Source organism: Actinomycetospora sp. NBC_00405 (assembly GCF_036044095.1).
GTDB classification, from domain to species: domain Bacteria; phylum Actinomycetota; class Actinomycetes; order Mycobacteriales; family Pseudonocardiaceae; genus Actinomycetospora; species Actinomycetospora callitridis.
The window spans coordinates 2,610,189-2,630,063 of record NZ_CP107938.1 but is presented as its reverse complement, the minus strand read 5'-3'; the positions used below and the strand labels follow the sequence as shown (position 1 = coordinate 2,630,063).

Genomic DNA, 19,875 nt, shown 5'->3' with positions numbered 1-19,875 from the left:
CCGGCCCGCTCTCATCGGGGCCGGGCCGAGGCTCGCCAGCCGCCGGGGCCGGGGTGGACGGGGCCGCGCACGAGGTCGGTGCGACGTGCCCACCCCGAGGCCGGGGTGGGGTCCGGGGCCTCGTCGTCGCCGCCGCCGCCCGCCGCGGCCAGCACGGCCGTCAGCGCCGCCAGCTCCGCCGCGTCGGGCTCGCCGCGCACGATCCGCAGGGTCGGACGGGACGGAGCGTCATCGTCCCCACTCACAGCGGAACGTTCCCGTGCTTGCGCGGCGGCAGCGTCTCGCGCTTGGTCTCGAGCATCCGCAGCGAGCGGGCCACGTACCCGCGGGTGTGCGACGGCGGCACGACGGCGTCGACGTACCCGCGCTCGGCGGCGACGTACGGGTTGGCCAACGTGTCCTCGTACTCCTGCTGGAGCTCGGCGCGACGGGCCTCGACGTCGCCGCCGGAGTCGGCCACCTTCGACAGCTCCTTGCGGTACAGGATGCTGACCGCGCCGGACGCCCCGGTGACCGCGATCTGCGCGGTGGGCCAGGCGATGTTGACGTCGGCGCCGAGGTGCTTGGAGCCCATCACGTCGTAGGCGCCGCCGTAGGCCTTGCGGCAGATGACCGTCACCAGCGGGACCGTCGCCTCGGCGTACGCGTAGATCAGCTTCGCGCCGCGCCGGATGATGCCGTTGTACTCCTGGTCGGTGCCGGGCAGGAATCCCGGGACGTCGACGAAGGTCAGCACCGGGATGTTGAACGTGTCGCACGTGCGCACGAACCGCGCGGCCTTCTCGCTGGCCCCGATGTCGAGGCAGCCGGCGAGCTGGGTCGGCTGGTTGGCGACGATGCCCACCGGGCGGCCCTCGATGCGCCCGTACCCGGTGACCATGTTGGCCGCGTAGAGCGCCTGGACCTCGAGGAAGTCGCCGTCGTCGACGACGCGGGTGATCGCCTCGCGGATGTCGTAGGGCTGGTTCGGCGAGTCGGGCACGAGCGTGTCGAGCTCGAGGTCGGTCTCGGTGATGCCGTCCGGGACCGAGCCCGTCTCCTCCTCGCCCGGGATGCGCGGCGGGTCGGTGAGGTTGTTCGACGGCAGGTAGCTCAGCAGCTCCTGGACGTAGGAGATCGCGTCGTCCTCGTCGGAGGCCAGGTAGTGCGCGTTGCCCGAGGTGGCGTTGTGGGTGCGGGCGCCGCCGAGCTCCTCGAACCCGACGTCCTCACCCGTGACGGTCTTGATCACGTCCGGGCCGGTGATGAACATGAAGGACGTCTCGTCGACCATGATCGTGAAGTCGGTGAGCGCCGGGGAGTACACCGCGCCACCGGCCGCCGGGCCCATGACCAGCGAGATCTGGGGGACGACGCCCGAGGCGTGCACGTTGCGCCGGAAGATCTCGCCGTAGAGCCCGAGGGCGACGACGCCCTCCTGGATGCGCGCGCCGCCGCCGTCGTTGATGCCGACGACGGGGCAGCCGATCTTCATGGCCACGTCCATGACCTTGACGATCTTCTCGCCGTAGACCTCGCCGAGCGCCCCGCCGAAGACCGTCGCGTCCTGGGAGAACACGCACACCGGGCGGCCGTCGACCGTGCCCTGGCCGGTGACGACGCCGTCGCCGTAGGGACGGTTCTGCTCGAGGCCGAAGTTGGTGGACCGGTGCCGGGCCATCGCGTCGAACTCGAGGAACGAGCCCTCGTCGAGCAGCAGGTCGAGGCGCTCGCGGGCGGTCTTGCGGCCCTTGGCGTGCTGACGCTCGACGGCGCGCTCGCTGCCGGCGTGGATCACGTCGTCCTGTCGCCGGTGCCAGTCGGCGAGCTTGCCCGCCGAGGTGTGGACGTCCGGCTCCTCCGAGGCGTCGTCCGGCTCCGGCAACGGCTCCGTCGCGGCGGTCATGGCCCGGCACTGTAGCGACCGCCCCCGACACGGCCCGGCTTCGCGCCGATGAGGTGATCAGCGGCACTACGGTGCGCGCGTGGCACCCGGACCGCTGGACCAGGACGCGCTGCGTCACGCCGTGGGCCCGCCCACCGGGCCGTGGGCGTCGCTCGACGTCGTCGCGCGCACCGGCTCGACCAACGCCGACCTGCTCGCGCGCACCTCCGGCCCGGACGCGGCCCCCGACCGCACCGTGCTGGTCGCCGAGCACCAGGACGCCGGACGCGGCCGGCGCGACCGCGTGTGGGAGGACCGCGCGGGGGAGGGCCTGACCTTCTCGATCCTGCTGCGTCCGCGCGAGGTGGCCGTCGAGCGGTGGGGCTGGGCGCCGCTGCTCGCCGGGCTCGCGCTCGCCGAGGCGGTCGACGAGGTCACCGGCGGAGAGGTGCCCGCGGCCCTGAAGTGGCCCAACGACCTGCTGCTCGGTGGCAGCCACGACCGACAGCCCGCGAAGGGCGCCGGCATCCTCGCCGAGGTCGGCGGGGGACGGGACGACGACCGGACGCTGGTCGTGGGGATCGGGCTCAACGTCGGCACCGTGGTCGCCGACCTGCCCGCGGGGGCGACGTCGTTGGCCGCCGAGGGCTTCGGGCACCTCGACCGGGAGACCGTGCTCGTCGCGGTCCTGCGCGCGCTGGCCGACCTCGACGCCCGCTGGCGCGGCGCGTACGGCGACGTCGTCGCGGCCGGCATCGTCGAGGACTACCGGGCGCGGTGCGCGACGCTCGGGCGCGAGGTGACCGTGACACTGCCCGGCGGACGTGTCCTCGAGGGCCGGGCCGTCGACGTCGACCGCGACGGGCGCCTGGCCGTCCGCGAGCTCGGGGGCGACACGACCGTGGTGTCGGCGGGCGACGTGGTCCACGTGCGGCCCGCGGCTCGCTAGCCTCTCCGCATCCCCGGCGACGGCCGGGCGGGTCGAGGGGGTGCGCGTGGCCTACCCCGACGCGGTGCTGCGGCGCGGCGAGCACGTGCTCGCCCACCGTCGGCCGCACTGGCGCATGCTGCTCGTGCCCGCGGTGGTCCCGCCCGTCGCGGTGTTCCTCGCCGCGTTCCTCGCCGCGCTCGCGGGGTCGATCCCCACCGGGTCCACCCGCACCGCGGTGCGCCTCGCGCTCGTGCTGCTCGCGGTGATCGCCATCGTGTGGCTCGCGGTGCTCCCGCTCGTGCGCTGGCGCTGCACGCACCTCGTCGTCACCGACCGACGGCTGCTCGTGCGGGAGGGCGTGCTCTCCCGGGAGAGCGTGGTCGTGCCCGGCGCGACGATCACCGACGTGCGCACCCGCCGGACCTCGGTCCTGGGCGCGGGCACGCTGATCGTGTCGACGGCGGGGACCCGGGAGCCCTGGGAGTTCGTCGGCCTGGGCGACGTCGAGCGTCTGGCCTCGCTCGTCGAGGGCGTCGCCGACGAGCGGGGCGGCCTGGCCCTGGCCGAGGCGGACGACGACTGGGGGGCCTGGCCCTCGGACGATTCGGACGACACGGACGGCCCGGAGGCCCTCGAGGACGGGAGCGACGACGACCTGGTCGCCGACGACGACGGGCTCGAGGACGAGGACGAGGACGACGAGGAGCCGGCCGGGGAGGCCGCACCCGTCAGGCGGGGTCGCTGGCGCCGTCGCGCCGCCCGAACATCCCGGTGAAGCGGGACCGGAAGACGACCGCCTCGGGATCGGCCCTGGTCAGCGTGCCCGCGAGGGTGATGAGCCCGAGCTGCGGGCGGCTCGCCGACACGCGCGCGGCGACCACCTCCATCGTGGCGTCCAGCCGGTCGCCCGGGAACACCGGCGCCGGCCACGCGATCTCGTCGCCGCCCGGGCTGCCCAGCGACGCCGACCGGGACAGCAGGGCGTCGACGTAGCACCGCATCCACAGCGAGGCGGTGAACCAGCCCGATGCGCACAGCCCGCCGAACAACGAGGCCTTCGCGGCGTCCTCGTCGACGTGGAAGGGCTGCGGGTCGAAGCGGCGGTTGAACGCGAGCATCTCGTCGCGGTCGACGACCACCGAGCCCAGCGCGATGCGCCGACCGGCGGGCAGGTCCTCGAAGTACACCTCGGGGTCGGGCGTGGGGGGCTCGGTCACGGAGGGGTCGGTCACGGGAGGGTCGGTCACGGGCCGGGATGGTGCCACCCCCGACCGACGCCGATCCCGACGGAACCGTTCGGGCCCCGGCTGCGTCGGACCCCGTGTGCGAGCCGGTGAGCTGGCGGGCTGGCTGGTCGCGGCCGGGGTGGCCGACGCGGCCGTCAGCGTGGGCGCGGAGGCCGATCGGGCGTGGTGCGTGCGCGCCGTGGCCGACGGGGACGGGACCTGGGAGGTGTTCTGGTGCGAGCGGGATGGACGGTTCGAGTGGACGCGGTTCGACGACGAGTCGGCCGCCTGCTTCTCGCTGTTCGGGCGGCTGGTGTGGGCGCGGCTCGCGGCGTCCGGCTAGCGCTCGGGCGTGAGGATCGCGAGGGCCGCGTCGTGCAGGTGCCCGTTGGTCACCAGGGCGTCGCCGCCGTCGCAGCGGACGACGCCGGCGAGGTCGGTCAGGCGCCCGCCGGCCTCCTCGACGATCACCTGGGCGGCGGCGAGGTCCCAGGTGTTGGCCGCGGGGTCCACGGCGACGTCGATCAGGCCCTCGGCGACCAGGCAGTGGTGCCAGAAGTCGCCGAACCCGCGGCTCTCCCAGCACGCCTGCGTCAGGGCGAGCCAGCGGTCCTGGAGCCCGATGGTGCGCCAGTGGTCGAGGTCGGTGGTGGACGCGTAGGCGTCGGCGAGGTCGCCGACGCCGGACGCCCTGATGCGCTCGTCCTCCACCCCGCGGACGGGATCGCTGGTGTGGGCGCCGCTGCCGGCGGCGGCCCACCAGCGCCGCCCGAGGGCCGGCGCCGACACCACGCCGACGGTGGGACGGCCGTCCTCGACGAGGCCGATCAGTGTCGCCCACACCGGCACGCCGCGGGAGAAGTTCTTGGTGCCGTCGATGGGGTCGAGCACCCAGACGCGGCCGGCCCCGAGCTCGCCGCCGCGCTCCTCGCCCAGCACGGCGTCGTCGGGCCGGTGGTCGGCGATCACCGACCGCAGGCGGTCCTCGCACGCGGTGTCGGCGTCGGTGACGGGGGTGCGGTCGGGCTTGCGCTCGATGCGCAGGTCGGCCGCCCGGAAGCGCGGCAGCGTCACCGCGTCGGCGGCGTCGGCGAGGGCCAGGGCGAGGGCCAGGTCGTCGGAATGTCCGGCTCGTCCGGCTCGTCCTTCCGTGGGGCTCATGGCGGGCGATCGTGCCAGCAGACGCCGACCACCGGTCTACTGTGGCGCCGTGACCACGGTGCTGCTCGTCGAGGACGACGCGGCGATCGCCGGACCCCTGTCCCGGGCGCTGCAGCGCGAGGGCTACGAGGTCGACGTCGTCGGCGACGGTCAGGCCGCGCTCCACCGCGCGGGTGCGGCGGGGCCGGACCTGATGGTGCTCGACCTCGGCCTGCCCGGCATGGACGGCCTCGAGGTCTGCCGGCGCGTGCGCGCCGACCAGCCGGATCTCCCGGTCCTCATGCTCACGGCGCGCACCGACGAGGTCGACTTCGTCGTGGGGCTCGACGCGGGCGCGGACGACTACGTGGGCAAGCCCTTCCGGCTGGCCGAGCTGCTGGCCCGGGTGCGGGCGCTGCTGCGGCGCCGGGCCCCGGAGGTGCTGGACGCGGGCGGGGTGCGGCTCGAGCCGTCGGCGCGCCGGGTCACCGTCGACGGGGTCGAGGTCGGGCTGGCCAACAAGGAGTTCGAGCTCCTGCGGGTGCTCATGGCGCACGCCGGGCAGGTGGTCTCCCGCGAGGAGATCCTGCGCGAGGTGTGGAACGACCCGGAGATGAAGACGTCGAAGACCCTCGATATGCACATGTCGTGGCTGCGGCGGAAGCTCGCCGACGAGGGCGGCACCGGGGTGGGCGGCGGCCGCCGCATCAGCACGGTGCGCGGCGTCGGGTTCCGCTTCAACACCTAGGTCGTCCCGCGTGCGCCGTCGGATCCTGATCTCCACGCTCCTCGTCGTCACCATCACGGTGGCGGTGCTGGGCGGCCCGCTGGCGCTCACCACGTGGCGGCTGGTCGAGGACTTCACCCGCGCGGACATCAACTCCCGGCTGCGCCAGGTCGTCGCGACGTTGGACACGCAGGTCTCGGCCGACCGGGCGGTGGACCTCAGCGCGGTCGGCATCGCGGTGCCGCCCGGCGGGTCGCTGGTGGTGCGCACGCCGCGGGGGGTCAGCACGCTGGGGATCCTCGAGCCCGGCGCGACCGTCAGCGAGACGCTGCCGTTCGGTCTGTCCGGGTCGGCGGTGCTCTCGGAGCCGATCACCGAGATGCGCAACCGCCAGCTGCAGGCGACGGCGCTCGTGCTGGCTGCGGTGCTGCTGTCGGTGGGCGTGGGTGCGGTCGTCGCGACGCTGACCGCCCGGCGGCTCGCGGACCCTCTGCAGCAGGTGGCGGGACGCGCGGCCCGGCTCGGTGCGGGCGACTTCCGGCCCGCGCCGCACCGCCACGGCATCCCCGAGCTGGACCGGGTCTCCGACGTCCTGGACTCCTCGGCCACGGCGCTCGCCGAGCTCCTCCAGCGCGAGCGCGAGCTCGTGGGCGACGTGTCCCACCAGCTCCGCAGCCGGCTGACCGCGCTGCAGCTGCGCCTCGACGAGCTCGCCGCCCATCCCGACGACGACGTCGCGGGCGAGGGCGCGGCGGCCCTCGAGCAGGCCGAGCGACTCGCCGAGGTGCTCGACGAGCTGCTCGCGTCCGCCCGCGAGGCGCGCGCCGCCGGGGCGGCGCCGGTCGAGGTGTCGGGCGAGCTGGAGGCGGTCGCCGCCGAGTGGCGCGACCCGCTGCGCGCCGAGAGCCGCACGGTGCGGGTGCGGGCGCCGGAGGGGCTGGTCGCGCGCGCCACGTCGGGACGACTGCGCGAGGCGCTGGGGGTGCTCGTCGACAACGCCCTGCGTCACGGGCGGGGGACGGTCACGCTGGCGGCGCGGGTCTCGGACAACGACATGATCGTCGTCGAGGTCGGCGACCACGGGGACGGCGTCCCGCCGGAGCTCGCCCCGCACGTCTTCGACCGCGGGGTGTCGGGGGCGGCGTCGACCGGCGTCGGGCTGGCCCTCGCCCGCGCGCTCGTCGAGGCCGACGGCGGGCGCCTCGAGCTCGCGCGGACCAAGCCGGCGACCTTCGCCGTGTTCCTGCCCGTCCCGCGCACCGACCGCACCGTCGCCGCGCCGCGACCGCTGCCGACGACGGGGCCGCGGTAGGGGCTAGCGGGGGCGGTGGTGGCGCACGAGCGCGACGGTGACCTCGGTGAGGTCCTCCGCGTCGAGCTCCTGGCGCCGACCGTCGGCCTCGGCACGCGCCCGTCCGGCGGGGTAGGGGCCGTAGGTGTCGGCGGCGCCGGTGACGGGATCGAGGACGAGGACCATGAGTCCGTCGCAGTGTTCGAGCTCGTCGTGTTCCAGCAGAGGATCCGTGGTCACGGCCCGGCGGGCGGGCCGACGGGGGCACGGTAGTCTGGGCACAGCAGGTCCTCCTCCGCGTCCTGGTGTCCCGAACCACCCGACCGTCCGGTCGGGAGCGCGGTACCGAAGGTATCAAGAACCTTGCGTTTCCTTCCGCGATCGGGCGGTGACCGGCCCCTGGGCGGAGACCGACGGTCGTCGAGTCGCGACCGTGCGAGGACCGCCGCCTCCGTCGGGTCCAGTCCGGTCCCCCGATCGGGCCCCGGGCGATCACGACGGGCAAGGGGACGGGGTCGGGGCGACCTCAGCGCAGCGGACCGACCTCGTCGGGGAACACCCAGCGCCGGAACGCCCACCAGCGGAAGATCATGGCGAGGAGGGTGCCGATGATCTGGGCACTGACCAGGTCGGCGACGTGCTCGGTGAGCGCCGACACCGCGGGCTGCGCGAGGTCGAGCACGTAGCGGGAGATCCCGAGCGGGGCGGCGTTGATGCCGAGCGCCACACCGGACACCGCGAAGTAGAGGAGGGCCTCGTGCGGGCGCCCCCGGCCCCCGCGCAGGCGGAACGACCACTCGCGGTTGAGGACGTACCCGACGATCGTCGCCACGAGCACCGCGAGGACCTTGGCGGTGACGGGCTTGGGCTCGAGCACCGTCGACTTGGCGGTGACGAACACCGCGGTGTCCACGACGAACGTGATCGCCCCGACGGCGGCGAACTTGAAGAGCTCGCCGTGACGCTCCGCGAGCCGGGCGAGCCACCCCTGCAGCAGCGGCACGCCGCGCGTCCGGTGCTCGGTCATCGGCGCGAGTCTAGAGGCGCCTCCCGCTCCGCACGGCCCATCGGGCAGACCAGGCTCGCCGATCCCAGCACCGGCAGGCGGGTCGTCACGGCACAGTCCGCCGCGGACGGGCGGCTGCGCTCCGGGACGAGGACCACCAGCGCCGCGGTGGCGGGCCGGGCCGCGGACTCCCGGTCCGGCCCTCCTGCCGACGTCGGCGCGGACCGGGGGGCGGAGCGCGCCGGGATCCGGTCCGCGGGGCGCGCCGGGGTCCGGTCCGCGGACCGCAGGGTCGGGTCCGACGACGACCTGGCGGCGGTGCGATCCGTTCCTGCGGGGATGCGGTCCGTCCCCGCGGGGGTGCGACCCGCTCCCGCGGACACCGTCGCCGCGGTCCGGCCCCCGGTGCTTCTGGCGTTTCCGGTGCCCCCCGCCTCCCCGGCGCCGGGGCCGGCGAGGTCGGGCACGGCCAGGGCGGGATCGCGGGGGACAGGCGTCGGGGCCGGCGGGGACATCGGGGACATCGGGGACATCGGCGGCGCGACCGGCACCCCGGGCAGCCGCGGCGGCAGCAGCGCCATGGGCGGTACGGCGAGCCCGGGCGCGGCCTGCGGCGGTAGGGCGAGCCCCGGCGCGGCCTGCGGCGGCGAGGCGGGTGGCTCGACGACGTCGCCGACGACGAACGCCGCGACGCCCACCACGCCCGCGAGGCCGAGGGCGCCGACGACACCGATGCGGTTCGGCGCCGCGGGGCGGGGCGCGCCGGTGATCCCGGTCAGCGCCCCGAGCACGCCCAGCGCGCCGCCGCCGGCGATGGCGAGCTCGCCCGTGCTGGCATCGAAGGCCAGCGGGCCGGTGGAGCCGCGCGACGCCAGATAGCCGACGAGCCCCGCGCCGAGCACGAGCGGCGCGACGACGGAGCGGATCATGCCGGCGTTGACGTCGCGCAGCTCGTCGGCGAGCGCGCGGCACTCGCCGCACTCGGCGAGGTGCGCCTCGACCCGCTGCGCCTCCCGGCGGGCGAGCCCGCCCCGGGTGTAGGCGCCGAGCTTCTCGCCGGTCTCGCGGTGGCGGCGGTCCCACCGTCCGGACCCGGACGCGAGGTGTTCCTGCAGGTAGGCCTGCCGCAGACCCTCCCGCGCGCGGTAGCCGAGCGCGGAGACGGCGTTGGCGGTCAGGCCGAACAGCGGCGCGATGTCGGCCGGGCTGTCACCCTCGACCTCGAGGTGCCAGAGCACCGCCTGCCAGCGCTCGGGCAGCGTCGCGAACGCCCGCGCGGCGAGGGTGCGCTCGAGCCCCGCGAGCGCGGGGTCGGTGAACGGGACGATCGTGCCGACGGGGTCGATGCCGTGGACGTCGGTGATGTCGTCGGTGAGGTCGAGGCGGCGCTCGGCGCGGCTGCGGTCGTAGGCGAGGTGCCGCACCGACGTCAGCAGGTACGCCCGGAACGCGTCGGTGGGCCCGCGGCCGGCGCGCAGGATCTCGAGCATGCGCGTGAACGCGCCCGCCACGAGGTCGTCGACGTCCGCGGGGGAGCGGGCGAGCTGGCGGGCCAGGGCGCGTGCGGCCTGCTGGTGACGCCCGTAGAGCGTCGCGAAGGCGTCGGTCGAGTCCCGGTCCGCGCCGCGACCGCGCAGGCGGGCGATGAGGTCGGCGTCGCTGCGCAGGTCTTCCCCGGGACGCCCAGCAGAGTCGTCAGCGGTGTCGTCGGGGTCGGAGACGTCACCGACCTGCCCGTCCTCGTCCGGCGGCATCGTCTCTGACCACCCCCCTCACCCGTCCGGCGCAGTGTGTCCTGCAGCGATCGGCCGAATCGGTGACCGTCACCGTCATGGGCGACGTCCCCGCGCGTCTCCTCGCCGTGGACCTCACGCGGGTCCTACGACGGCAGGCAGCAGAACGACGAACGCCGGAGGTCGGCGCGGGGATGGACGTCAGGACGAACACGGGTGGCCCGGCCGGTACCGGACCCGGTCGTGCCGTGGTCGACGGGGCCACCCCGCGACCCGGGCGTGCCGCCGTGCTGCGGGAGCGGTGGTTCGCGTGCAGCAGTGCGCTGGGCTGGGGCGCCGCCGTCGAGTGGCCCGACCCGGCGGTGGACGCGGTGTGCGCCGTGGTCACCGCCCGCCACGCCGGCACGGCCGCCCGCGACCGCGCGGTGGAGCGGGCCCTCGCCCGGTGGGCGGGCGCCCGGGCCGGCGCAGGCGTCGGGCTGGCCGAGACCCTCACCGACCTCGCCGCCCTCAACACCGCGGTCTCCGGTGGCGCGGGGTCCGACGCGTCGGGCCGGGACGACCCGACGCCGTCGGCCCTGGACGTGTCCCCGTCTCCCGTCCGCGGACCCGACGGCGTGCGGCTGCTGCGCGCCGTCTCGCTGGCCTGGACCGACGTGGCCTGCGGCGACCTCGCCGAGACCGCCGCCGTCGACCCGCTCTCCGGGCTCGCGAGCGTCCGCTACCTACGGACCCGCCTCGCCGAGGTCTACCGCTGCGCCCGCGCCCACGGCCGCGCTGCGGGCGAGGAGCACGCGCTGGTGGTCCTCGCGCTCGACGTCCGCGACTGGCGCCGCGTCGCGCCGCTCACGATCGCCGGGGAGGCGGCCGGGGTCGTGTTCGACGCCGGCGAGTCGATCGCGGTCGTCGGGCGCGGCACCGTCGTCGTCCTCGCCCCGCGCGACGGCCTCGCCGAGCGGGCGGCCGTGCTGCGCCGCCTGCTCACACGCCGGCTCGCCGCCGCCGAGGGCCTGGTGGGGACGCCCTCGGTGCGGATCGCGCGCCTGCCCGCCACCCACGACGGCGCCTGCGCGCTGCTGGAGCGGCTGCGTGACGAGGGCCCCGACGAGACGGGCCCTGCCGAGCCGGGCCCCGCAGAGTTCTGATCAGCGCGTACTGTCTCCCGACCGTGGACGAGCGCACCGGCCTGCCCGTGGTGACGATGATCGGCGCCGGCCAGCTGGCGCGGATGACGCACCAGGCGGCGGTGGCCCTCGGGCAGTCGCTGCGGGTGCTCGCGGCGGGGCCCGACGAGCCCGCGGCGCTGGTGGCGCCGGACGTCGTCCTCGGCGAGCACACCGACCTCGACGCCCTCCGCAGGGCCGGTGCCGGGGCCGAGGCGATCACCTTCGACCACGAGCACGTGCCCGGCGAGCACCTGCGGGCCCTGGTCGAGGAGGGCCACACCGTCCACCCCGGCCCCGTCGCGCTGCTGCACGCGCAGGACAAGCTCGTCATGCGCACCCGGCTCGCCGAGCTCGGGGAGCCCGTGCCGCCGTTCGCCGCGGTGGCGGGCATCGAGGACGTCCTGGGGTTCGCCGCCGACCAGGGCTGGCCGGTGGTGCTGAAGGCCGTGCGCGGCGGCTACGACGGGCGCGGCGTGTGGATCCTCGACGACGCCGAGCAGGCGCGGAGCACGGTCGACGAGCTCCTGGCCGCCGGCACCCCGCTCATGGTCGAGCAGCGGGTGGCCCTGCGCCGCGAGCTCGCCGTCCTGCTGGCGCGCTCGCCGTTCGGCCAGGCGGCCGTGTGGCCGGTGGTCGAGACGGTCCAGGAGCAGGGCATCTGCACCGAGGTGCTCGCCCCCGCGCCGGGGCTCGATCCGGAGCGCGCCGAGGAGGCCGGCGAGCTCGCCCTGCGCATCGCCGCGGCGCTGGGCGTCGTCGGGCTGCTCGCGGTGGAGCTCTTCGAGACCGAGCACGGCCTCGTCGTCAACGAGCTCGCCATGCGCCCGCACAACTCGGGGCACTGGACGATCGAGGGCTCGGTGACCTCGCAGTTCGAGCAGCACCTGCGGGCGGTGCTCGACTACCCGCTCGGCGCGACGACGACCACCGCGCCGGTCACCGTCATGGCCAACGTCCTCGGCGGCGACCCGACGCCCGCGATGCGCATCGACGAGCGCCTGCACCACACCTATGCGCGCTTCCCCGACGCGCGCGTGCACCTCTACGGCAAGGCCGAGCGTCCCGGCCGCAAGATCGGCCACGTGACCGTGCGCGGGGACGACCTCGACGAGGTGCGCACCCGCGCCCGCCTCGCCGCCGACCACCTCTCCACCGGCGTGTGGAGCGACGGATGGGCAGCACATGACTGAGGGGGCAACGCATGAGTGAGACCACCCCGCCCGTCGCCGTCGTCATGGGCAGCGACTCCGACTGGCCGACGATGCGCGCCGCCGCGACCGCGCTCGACGAGTTCGGCGTGGGCTGGGAGGCGCGGGTGCTCTCGGCGCACCGCACCCCGCGCACGATGCTCGACTGGGCCGGCGCCGCCGCGGGCCGCGGCGTGCGGGTGGTCATCGCCGGCGCGGGCGGGGCGGCGCACCTGCCCGGCATGGTCGCCTCGGCCACCGTGCTGCCGGTGATCGGCGTGCCGGTGCCGCTCGCGCACCTCGACGGCATGGACTCGCTGCTCTCGATCGTGCAGATGCCCGCCGGCGTGCCCGTCGCGACGGTATCGATCGGCGGGGCGCGCAACGCGGGGCTGCTCGCGGTGCGCATCCTCGGGGCGTCGGACGCGGAGCTCGCCCGGGCGATGGAGCGCTTCCAGGCCGGGCTCGCCGAGACCGTCGCCACCAAGGACGCCGCGCTCGCCGCGCGCGCTCATGAGGAGTCCAGCGGCTCCGTGAGGTAGCGCTGGATCGTCCGGCCGTAGACCCCGACGAGGGTCTCGCGGTCGGCGGCGGCGAGCTCGGGGAGCGCGAGGATCTGGCGGGCCATCAGGATCCCGACGATCTGCGAGGCGCACAGGTCGGCGCGCAGGCGCGGACGATCGGCCTCGATGGCGGCCGCCACGCGGTCGAGGATCGCCTCGCCGAGGAACTCCCGCATCATCCGGGCCGCGTCGGGATGACCGACGGCCGAGCGCACGAGCCCGAGCATCGGGTTGGCCTCGCCGAGCTCGTCGACGAGCCCGAGCAGGAAGCGGACCAGCCGCTCGCCCAACCCGTCGACCCCGGGCCCGACGATGTGGGGCACCACGTCCGCCGGGTTGATCGGGAACTCCATGGCGGCCACGAACAGCGCCTGCTTGGTGCCGAAGAAGTGCATCACCAGCGACGGGTCGACGCCCGCGTCGCCGGCGATGGCCCGCACGGTGGCCGAGCGGAAGCCCTCCGAGCTGAACCGGCTCCGTGCCGCGTCGAGGATCGACTCCCGCGTGCCGGAGTCGCCGGGGCGGCGCCCCCGCCGGGCGGACCCCCTCATGTCGGTCACGAGGCCGACCCTACCGTTTTTCCACAGCCGTTGATTTCCTGCGCCGGCGCGCGCACACTCGGATTCAACAGGTGTTGAGATCAGCAGGGATGGGGTGGGGACCGTGGAGCGCACGACGTGCTGTGTGGTCGGGGGCGGCCCGGCGGGGATGGTGCTCGGGCTGCTGCTGGCCCGGGCGGGGGTCGAGGTCACCGTGCTCGAGAAGCACGCCGACTTCCTGCGGGACTTCCGCGGCGACACCGTCCACCCGACGACGCTCGACCTGCTCGACGAGCTCGGCCTGGGCGAGCGCTTCGACGCCCTGCCGCAGAGCCGGATGGAGGAGGTCGCGTTCCCGGTCGGCGAGGTCGGCGAGGGGGAGAGCCTGGTGGTCGGCGACTTCCGCCGCCTCGCCGGACGCTGCGTCCGCTGGACTGCCCACCCGTACGTCGCGATGGTCCCGCAGTGGGATCTCCTCGACCTGCTCGCCGACGCCGCCGAGGCCGAGCCGACGTTCACGCTGCGCCGCAGCACGGAGGTCACCGACCTGCGTCGCGACGCCGCGGGACGCGTCACCGGGGTGGCGTACCGGACCGCGGACGGCGCCACCGGCGAGCTCGCCGCGGACCTCACCGTGGCCTGCGACGGCCGCGGCTCGAAGGCCCGCGCCCAGGCCGGGCTGCAGGTCGTCGACTTCCCGTGCCCCATGGACGCCTGGTGGTTCCGGCTGCCCCGCCGCGCCGGCGAGGACCGGCCCGCGCTCACCCCGCGCATCGGCCCCGGGCGGATGGCGGTGGTGATCCCGCGCGAGGGCTACCTCCAGGTCGCCTCCATGTCGGCGAAGGGGCGCGACGCCGAGATCCGCGCCCGGGGGATCGAGGCCTTCCGCGCCGACGTCGCGGACCTCGCACCCGACCTCGCCGACCGCGTCGACGCCCTGGAGAGCATGGACGACGTCAAGTTCCTCGACGTGCGCCTCGACCGGCTGCGTCGCTGGCACGTCGACGGGCTGCTCTGCATCGGCGACGCCGCGCACGCGATGTCGCCGATCGGCGGAGTGGGGATCAACCTCGCGGTGCAGGACGCGGTCGCCACCGCGACCCTGCTCGCGGGGCCCCTGCTCGAGGGAGAGGTGACGGGCGCCGACCTCGACCGCGTGCGCCGCCGCCGCCTGCTGCCGACCGTCGCCGTGCAGACGCTCCAGCGCCTCTTGCACCGGGCGATCGTGACGCCGGCCCTCGAGGGACGGATGGCGGGCCCGCCGCGGATCGTGCGCCGCATCGCCGCGGCGTTCCCGCCCGCGACGGCGGTGCCGGCCTACCTCATCGGGGTCGGCCTGCGTCCCGAGCGCGCCCCCGACTTCGCCCGGCGGTCACCGGTCACGAGCGCGGCACACCCGCCACGTCGGTGAGCACCCCCCACGCCACGCCGACCCCGTCCTCGGCCGCCATCCGGGCGGCGGGGCCGGCCAGGTCGGCACGGGGCGGCAGGGCGTCGAGAGCACGGTCCAGCCGCGCGGCGGTGAGACGGCCGCCCGGCACCGGCGGCCCCGCCAGCCCGGCCGCGTGCAGCCGCCGCGCCCAGAAGGGCTGGTCGGCGAACATCGGCACGGGCACCGAGGGCACGCCCGCGGCCACCACGGCGTGGGCGGTCCCCGCGCCGGCGTGGTGGAGCGCGGCGGTACAGCGCGGCAGCACGGACGTGTGGTCGACCGACCGGCGGACGAGCACGTCCGGGCCGGCGAGGTCGTCGGGCACCTCGAGCCCGCCCCACCCCGTGACCAGCAGGATCCGCGCACCGCGGGCACGCAGGACGTCGACGATCCTGCGGGCCCGGGTACGGGGGTCGCCGCGCGCCATGGAGCCGAAGCCCGCGTAGGTGACGTCGCCGGCGGCGAGGAAGGCGTCGAGCTCGGGGTCGGGCGGGCCGGCGGCGCCGTCGGGCGGGTCCACCCACCGGCCGGTGACGACGGTCGTGGCGGGCCAGTCGTCCGGCCGGGGGAGCAGGACCGGGCTGACCGGCACGAGGGTGCGGGTCGGGGCGGCGCCGGGCGGCAGCGGTCCGATGTCGCGCTCGACGCGCCGCCGGGCCGCGCGCTCGCCGAGCCGGGCCCCGGCGGCGAGCGCGCGGAAGGTCAGGGGGTTCAGGGCCGGGACGTCGGGGACGGGGAGGCCTGCGGCGGGGAAGTCGCGGGTGGGCGTCAGCGTCGGCACGATCTCCGCGCGCACCCACGGCCGTCCCCGGCGGGCCGCGATCGCGCCGGCCGTGAGGATCTTCGGGTGGGTGAGCAGCACGTCCGGCGCGGCGGCGAGCGCCGCGGCGACCGCGGAGCGCTCGATGGCCGCGAGCATCGGCGCCATCGTCGTCCGGTAGGTCCGCAGCGCCGTCCACGGCGAGGTGCCCTGGGCCGCGACGAGCGCGGCGAAATCGCCGTCGAGCCCGTGCACGACGGCGCCCGTGCGGTCGGCGTCGTCGCGGGCCTCGCGGGTGACCGCGAGGTGCACCTCGTCGCCCCGGGCGACCCCGTGGCGCGCCAGCGCGAGGAACGGCGCCACGTCTCCCCGCGACCCCGCGGTGACCAGTAGTGCCCGCATCGCAGGACTCCTTCGCCTCGGGGTTGTGGACGTGGCGACGGGGGCGGAGCGTAGCCGGGACCACATCCCTCCGGGGTCGTGCGAGGGCCATGATGGTCGGACGTCCGAGTATCGTGTGGGCGGAACGCAGCCGTGTATGGAGGATCGCCGTGGACCCCGATTTCGACCTGTACAGCCTCGGCGAGGAGCGCGACGCGCTGCGTGAGTCGGTCCGGGCGCTCGCCGAGAAGGAGATCGCGCCCCACGCGTTCGAGGTGGACCACACGCCCCGGTTCCCCGAGGAGGCGCGCAAGGCCCTCGTGCAGGCCGGGTTCCACGCGATCCACATCCCCGAGGCCTACGGGGGCGAGGGCGGCGACTCGATCGTGGCCTGCATGGTCATCGAGGAGATCGCGCGCGTGGACGCGTCGGCGTCGCTGATCCCGGCGGTGAACAAGCTGGGCTCGATGCCGATCATCCTGAGCGGCTCCGAGGATCTCAAGCAGCAGGTGCTGCCGACGATCGCCTCGGGCCAGTCGATGATCAGCTACGCGCTCTCCGAGCGTGAGGCCGGGTCCGACACCGTCTCGATGCGCACCCGCGCCCAGCAGGACGGGGACGACTGGGTGCTCAACGGCACCAAGTGCTGGATCACCAACGGCGGCATCTCCGACTGGTACACGGTCATGGCCAAGACCGACCCGGACAAGGGCGCCAACGGCATCTCGGCGTTCGTGGTGCACAAGGACGACCCCGGCTTCTCCGTGGGCCCGAAGGAGCACAAGCTCGGCATCAAGGGCTCGCCCACCACCGAGATCTACTTCGAGAACTGCCGCATCCCGGGCGACCGCATCATCGGCGAGCCCGGCACGGGGCTGAAGACGGCCTTCGCCACCCTCGACCACACCCGGCCCACGATCGGCGCGCAGGCGGTCGGCATCGCGCAGGGCGCGCTCGACGGCTCGGTCGACTACGTGCGCGAGCGCCGGCAGTTCGGCAAGGCCGTCGCCGAGTTCCAGGGCGTCCAGTTCATGCTCGCCGACATGGCGATGAACACCGAGGCCGCGCGGCACCTCGTCTACGCGGCGGCCGCCCGGGCCGAGCGCGGTGTCAAGAACATGGGCCTCATCGCGTCGGCGTCGAAGTGCTTCGCCTCGGACACCGCCATGTCGGTGACCACCGACGCGGTGCAGCTCTTCGGCGGCGCCGGCTACACGGTCGACTTCCCGGTCGAGCGGATGATGCGCGACGCCAAGATCACGCAGATCTACGAGGGCACCAACCAGATCCAGCGCATGGTCATGGCCAGGAGCCTCCTCAAGAAGTAACCCGTTCGGGGTACTCCTCACGGAGTGTGAGAGTAGCTAGTCTGGCCGGGCGAAAGGGACCGCCAGAACGGAGCGGCCCCGCCCACGCTCCGTGAGAGGTCACCCCATGCAGTGGTACCTGAAGGTGCTCAAGCAGTACGCCGACTTCAACGGGCGTGCGCGTCGCACCGAATTCTGGATGTTCACGCTGTTCAGCGCGATCGCCTCGATCGTCCTGGGCCTGATCGACACGCTGATCGGGACGTCGACGATGGTCGCGACCGGGTCCGCCGTCTTCTACTCGCCCGGCCTGCTCCAGGGCATCTACGCCCTCGGGGTCCTGATCCCGACACTGGCCGTCACCGTCCGCCGCCTGCACGACACCGACCGCACCGGCTGGTGGATCCTGATCGGCCTGATCCCGATCGTCGGCGGCATCGTCCTGCTGGTGTTCATGTGCCTCGAGGGCACCCGCGGCCCCAACCAGCACGGCATGGACCCGAAGCAGGACGCCATGGGCGGCGGCTACCCGCAGGGCGGCTATCCGCAGCAGCAGGCGCCGGGCTACCCCCAGCAGGGTGGCCACCCGCAGCAGCAGGGGTACCAGGGCCAGCCCTGATCCCACACGCTCTCCCGCACGACCCCGACACCGGATCCGGCACTCGCCGGGTCCGGTGTCGTCGTGTCGGGGGTGTCTGCGGCGGTCAGGCGAACGGCCCGCCGGGCGCGAAGACGCGGGCGGCGAAGCGGTCGGCGATCCGGACGTGGGTGGCCGCGTCGGGGTGCAGACGGTCGGGCAGCGGCAGCTCGGCGGCGTCGGCCTCGCCGTAGAGCTCGAGGCCGTCGAGGTGGTGCAGGTGCGGATCGTCGGGCATCCGTTGGCTGAGGACGCGCTCGATCTCCTCGCGGATCACCCGCAGCGTGAGGCGCCCGGCGGGGACCTCGGCGGGGTCGCCCGTCGCGCGGAACGACATCGCCCCGTGCTCGTCGACGTCGACGGCGCCCGGACCGGGGGTGTCCTCGTGGATCGGGCACAGGATCGGGGACACGACGAGCAGCGGCGTCGTCGGGCGGCCCTCGCGGATCGTGTCGAGGAACCCGTGCAGCGCGGGTCCGAGGGCGCGCCGGCGCATCACGTCCGCGTTCACGAGGTTGATGCCGATCTTGATGCTGAGGAGGTCGGCGGGGGTGTCGCGCAGCGCGCGGGCAGCGAACGGGTCGAGCATCGCGCTGCCGCCGAAGCCCAGGTTGACGAGCTCGACGCCCCCTGGCGCGGCCGCGAGCGCGGGCCAGGTCGTCGACGGGCTCGCGGCGTTCGAGCCGTGGCTGATCGAGCTGCCGTGGTGCAGCCACACGGGGCGCTCCACGGGCGACACGGCGATCGGCGCGTCGGTGCGCAGGGCGACGAGATCGGTGATCTCGGTGTGCGGGAGCCAGACCACCACCTCCTTGTCGTGCTCGGGCAGTCCGTCGAACCGGACCGTGCCCGCCGGCCCCGGCTCGGTCTCCGCGACGCCCGTGGCCGGGTCGAGACGCAGGACCCGCCCGCCCGACGTCCCCGCGCGGGCGACGAGCCGGCCGTCGACGTGCAGGTCGTAGACGCCGTCGGGGCGCAGGGGCAGGCCGCGGTAGCCGACGCGGGTGCGCAGCGTGTCCAGCTCGACGACCGACGCCCGCGTGCGCAGGACCAGCCGCACCCCCGACGGCTGAGCCTCCGCCATCAGCAGCTGCCCCCTATCGGCGTGCTGCATCGCATGTGCCTGCGCCCGGGCCCGGGCGGGGAGGCGGTGCGGGCGCAGGCCGTCGCCGGTGGGCTCCAGCTCGAGCGCCCCGCGCACCAGTTCGGGGGTGATCTCGGTGCTGATCACGCGTCGAGCACCCGGGTGACCTTCTCGGTCCCCGCGCGCCGCTCCTGGTCGCCGGCGGGGTGGCGGACGTGCACCAGCGAGGCCCCCGCCGCGAGCACGGCCAGGAAGCCGTCGACGAGGCCGCCGGCGCTCGCGACGGGCCACGCGGCGGTGCTGAGGACGCGGTCGTCCGCGCCGAGACCGAGCTCGGCGGCGCGCGTCCGGGCGCCGGCGACGACGCCGGCGACGTCGGTCCCGGCGAGCGCGGGCGCGTCGTCGGGCACCGGGGTCAGCGGGTCGAAGTGGTCGCCCTGGAGGCGGACCTCGGTCGCGTAGTCGACGGCCCCGGACGGCAGTCGCCCACCCGATTCGACAGAGCCGAGGCCCCGCCCGAACGCGTCGAGGGAGAACCCGACGACCAGGCCGGCGCCGGTCGCGTTCTCGAGCGTGTCCTCGGCGGCCAGGGCGACGTCGGCGTCCGCGGGGTCGGCGACGGCCTCCGCGCCGCACCACCAGATCGCGCACAGGGCCGCGGCGGTCTGCCAGTGCGCCGGCAGCAGCACGGCCACGGTCATGCCCGGCTCGACGTCGCACTCGTCGCGCAGCAGGTTGGCGGTCTTGGCGACCCAGTTGCCGAACGTCGCTCCCGAGAGCTCGATCCGCTCGCCGGTGGCGTCGTCGTAGAAGGTGATCAGGGGGCGCGCGGCGTCGGCCGCGAGCACGGGGTTCAGCAGGGCGTCGGTCACGGTCATCGGGGCGCGACGCTATCGGTGGG

The 19,875-nt window shown here is 75.3% G+C and carries 22 protein-coding genes; 11 read left to right on the top strand and 11 right to left on the bottom strand.

Annotated features, from left to right (window positions below; translation table 11 throughout):
• Nucleotides 1-11 precede the first annotated feature (11 nt).
• Nucleotides 12-245: an acyl-CoA carboxylase subunit epsilon gene (locus OG774_RS12925; RefSeq protein ID WP_328309987.1), complete on the bottom strand. Its 234-nt coding sequence runs from the start codon at nt 243-245 to the stop codon at nt 12-14.
• The gene (locus tag OG774_RS12920) at nt 242-1,885 is read right to left on the bottom strand and encodes an acyl-CoA carboxylase subunit beta (RefSeq protein WP_328309985.1); all 1,644 of its coding nucleotides are present in this window, start codon (nt 1,883-1,885) and stop codon (nt 242-244) included. Before OG774_RS12920 ends, OG774_RS12925 begins: the two co-directional genes overlap by 4 nt.
• Nucleotides 1,886-1,964: 79 nt before the next feature.
• On the opposite strand from OG774_RS12920, the gene OG774_RS12915 reads away from it, so the two are divergent.
• Nucleotides 1,965-2,813 carry a biotin--[acetyl-CoA-carboxylase] ligase gene (locus OG774_RS12915; protein WP_328309983.1) on the top strand — a complete coding sequence of 283 codons (849 nt, stop codon included), beginning with the start codon at nt 1,965-1,967 and terminating at the stop codon, nt 2,811-2,813.
• Nucleotides 2,814-2,859: 46 nt separating this feature from the next.
• Nucleotides 2,860-3,570, top strand: a complete 711-nt coding sequence (locus OG774_RS12910) for a PH domain-containing protein (RefSeq protein WP_328309981.1) — start codon at nt 2,860-2,862, stop codon at nt 3,568-3,570.
• On the opposite strand, the gene OG774_RS12905 is transcribed toward OG774_RS12910, so the two are convergent.
• Nucleotides 3,524-4,042: a MaoC family dehydratase gene (locus OG774_RS12905; protein ID WP_328309979.1), complete on the bottom strand. Its 519-nt coding sequence runs from the start codon at nt 4,040-4,042 to the stop codon at nt 3,524-3,526. The two genes, OG774_RS12910 and OG774_RS12905, sit on opposite strands and share 47 nt — an antisense overlap.
• A 76-nt stretch (nt 4,043-4,118) precedes the next feature.
• Between OG774_RS12905 and OG774_RS12900 the strand changes: the two genes are divergently transcribed.
• Entirely contained in the window at nt 4,119-4,364 is a 246-nt protein-coding gene (locus OG774_RS12900) for a hypothetical protein (protein ID WP_328309977.1), read from the top strand.
• Here the strand turns inward: OG774_RS12900 and hisN are convergent.
• Nucleotides 4,361-5,182 (bottom strand): histidinol-phosphatase, encoded by an 822-nt coding sequence (hisN, locus tag OG774_RS12895; RefSeq protein WP_328309976.1) that lies wholly within the window; start codon nt 5,180-5,182, stop codon nt 4,361-4,363. The two genes, OG774_RS12900 and hisN, sit on opposite strands and share 4 nt — an antisense overlap.
• 49 nt (nt 5,183-5,231) lie before the next feature.
• Here hisN and OG774_RS12890 point away from each other — a divergent pair, with 49 nt between their 5' ends.
• Both OG774_RS12890 and OG774_RS12885 read left to right on the top strand, forming a co-directional pair.
• A complete protein-coding gene (locus OG774_RS12890) occupies nt 5,232-5,909 on the top strand; it encodes a response regulator transcription factor (RefSeq protein WP_328309974.1) in 678 nt (225 codons plus the stop codon).
• 10 nt (nt 5,910-5,919) lie between these two features.
• Entirely contained in the window at nt 5,920-7,200 is a 1,281-nt protein-coding gene (locus OG774_RS12885; RefSeq protein ID WP_328309972.1) for an ATP-binding protein, read from the top strand.
• A 3-nt stretch (nt 7,201-7,203) separates the two neighbouring features.
• On the opposite strand, the gene OG774_RS12880 is transcribed toward OG774_RS12885, so the two are convergent.
• The 3 genes from OG774_RS12880 to OG774_RS12870 form a co-directional block, all read right to left on the bottom strand.
• Nucleotides 7,204-7,419, bottom strand: a complete 216-nt coding sequence (locus tag OG774_RS12880) for a hypothetical protein (protein ID WP_274193024.1) — start codon at nt 7,417-7,419, stop codon at nt 7,204-7,206.
• Nucleotides 7,420-7,705: 286 nt separating this feature from the next.
• A complete protein-coding gene (locus OG774_RS12875; protein WP_328309969.1) occupies nt 7,706-8,206 on the bottom strand; it encodes a GtrA family protein in 501 nt (166 codons plus the stop codon).
• Nucleotides 8,203-9,939, bottom strand: a complete 1,737-nt coding sequence (locus OG774_RS12870) for a sigma-70 family RNA polymerase sigma factor (RefSeq protein ID WP_328309967.1) — start codon at nt 9,937-9,939, stop codon at nt 8,203-8,205. The genes OG774_RS12875 and OG774_RS12870 overlap by 4 nt, the downstream gene beginning before the upstream one ends.
• 173 nt (nt 9,940-10,112) lie before the next feature.
• Between OG774_RS12870 and OG774_RS12865 the strand changes: the two genes are divergently transcribed.
• The 3 genes from OG774_RS12865 to purE are packed head-to-tail and all read left to right on the top strand — an operon-like array spanning nt 10,113 to nt 12,813.
• Nucleotides 10,113-11,063 (top strand): GGDEF domain-containing protein, encoded by a 951-nt coding sequence (locus OG774_RS12865; protein WP_328309965.1) that lies wholly within the window; start codon nt 10,113-10,115, stop codon nt 11,061-11,063.
• Between the two features lie 23 nt (nt 11,064-11,086).
• Entirely contained in the window at nt 11,087-12,274 is a 1,188-nt protein-coding gene (locus OG774_RS12860) for a 5-(carboxyamino)imidazole ribonucleotide synthase (RefSeq protein WP_328309963.1), read from the top strand.
• Nucleotides 12,275-12,285: 11 nt separating this feature from the next.
• Complete coding sequence (purE, locus tag OG774_RS12855; protein WP_328309961.1) at nt 12,286-12,813, top strand: 5-(carboxyamino)imidazole ribonucleotide mutase; 528 nt, start codon at nt 12,286-12,288, stop codon at nt 12,811-12,813.
• On the opposite strand, the gene OG774_RS12850 is transcribed toward purE, so the two are convergent.
• The gene (locus OG774_RS12850; RefSeq protein ID WP_328310947.1) at nt 12,783-13,385 is read right to left on the bottom strand and encodes a TetR/AcrR family transcriptional regulator; all 603 of its coding nucleotides are present in this window, start codon (nt 13,383-13,385) and stop codon (nt 12,783-12,785) included. The two genes, purE and OG774_RS12850, sit on opposite strands and share 31 nt — an antisense overlap.
• Before the next feature lie 103 nt (nt 13,386-13,488).
• On the opposite strand from OG774_RS12850, the gene OG774_RS12845 reads away from it, so the two are divergent.
• On the top strand, nt 13,489-14,784 hold the full coding sequence (locus OG774_RS12845; RefSeq protein ID WP_328309959.1) for an FAD-dependent oxidoreductase: 1,296 nt from the start codon (nt 13,489-13,491) through the stop codon (nt 14,782-14,784).
• Here OG774_RS12845 and OG774_RS12840 read toward each other — a convergent pair.
• Entirely contained in the window at nt 14,753-15,967 is a 1,215-nt protein-coding gene (locus tag OG774_RS12840) for a glycosyltransferase (protein WP_328309957.1), read from the bottom strand. The two genes, OG774_RS12845 and OG774_RS12840, sit on opposite strands and share 32 nt — an antisense overlap.
• Nucleotides 15,968-16,116: 149 nt before the next feature.
• Between OG774_RS12840 and OG774_RS12835 the strand changes: the two genes are divergently transcribed.
• Nucleotides 16,117-17,274, top strand: a complete 1,158-nt coding sequence (locus OG774_RS12835; protein ID WP_328309955.1) for an acyl-CoA dehydrogenase — start codon at nt 16,117-16,119, stop codon at nt 17,272-17,274.
• Between the two features lie 106 nt (nt 17,275-17,380).
• A complete protein-coding gene (locus OG774_RS12830; RefSeq protein ID WP_328309953.1) occupies nt 17,381-17,872 on the top strand; it encodes a DUF805 domain-containing protein in 492 nt (163 codons plus the stop codon).
• A gap of 85 nt (nt 17,873-17,957) precedes the next feature.
• Here OG774_RS12830 and OG774_RS12825 read toward each other — a convergent pair whose 3' ends face one another.
• Nucleotides 17,958-19,121, bottom strand: coding sequence for a GDSL-type esterase/lipase family protein (locus tag OG774_RS12825; protein WP_328309951.1), 1,164 nt, complete (start codon nt 19,119-19,121; stop codon nt 17,958-17,960).
• Nucleotides 19,118-19,852, bottom strand: a complete 735-nt coding sequence (locus OG774_RS12820; protein WP_328309949.1) for a TIGR03089 family protein — start codon at nt 19,850-19,852, stop codon at nt 19,118-19,120. The genes OG774_RS12825 and OG774_RS12820 overlap by 4 nt, the downstream gene beginning before the upstream one ends.
• Between the last annotated feature and the right edge of the window lie 23 nt (nt 19,853-19,875).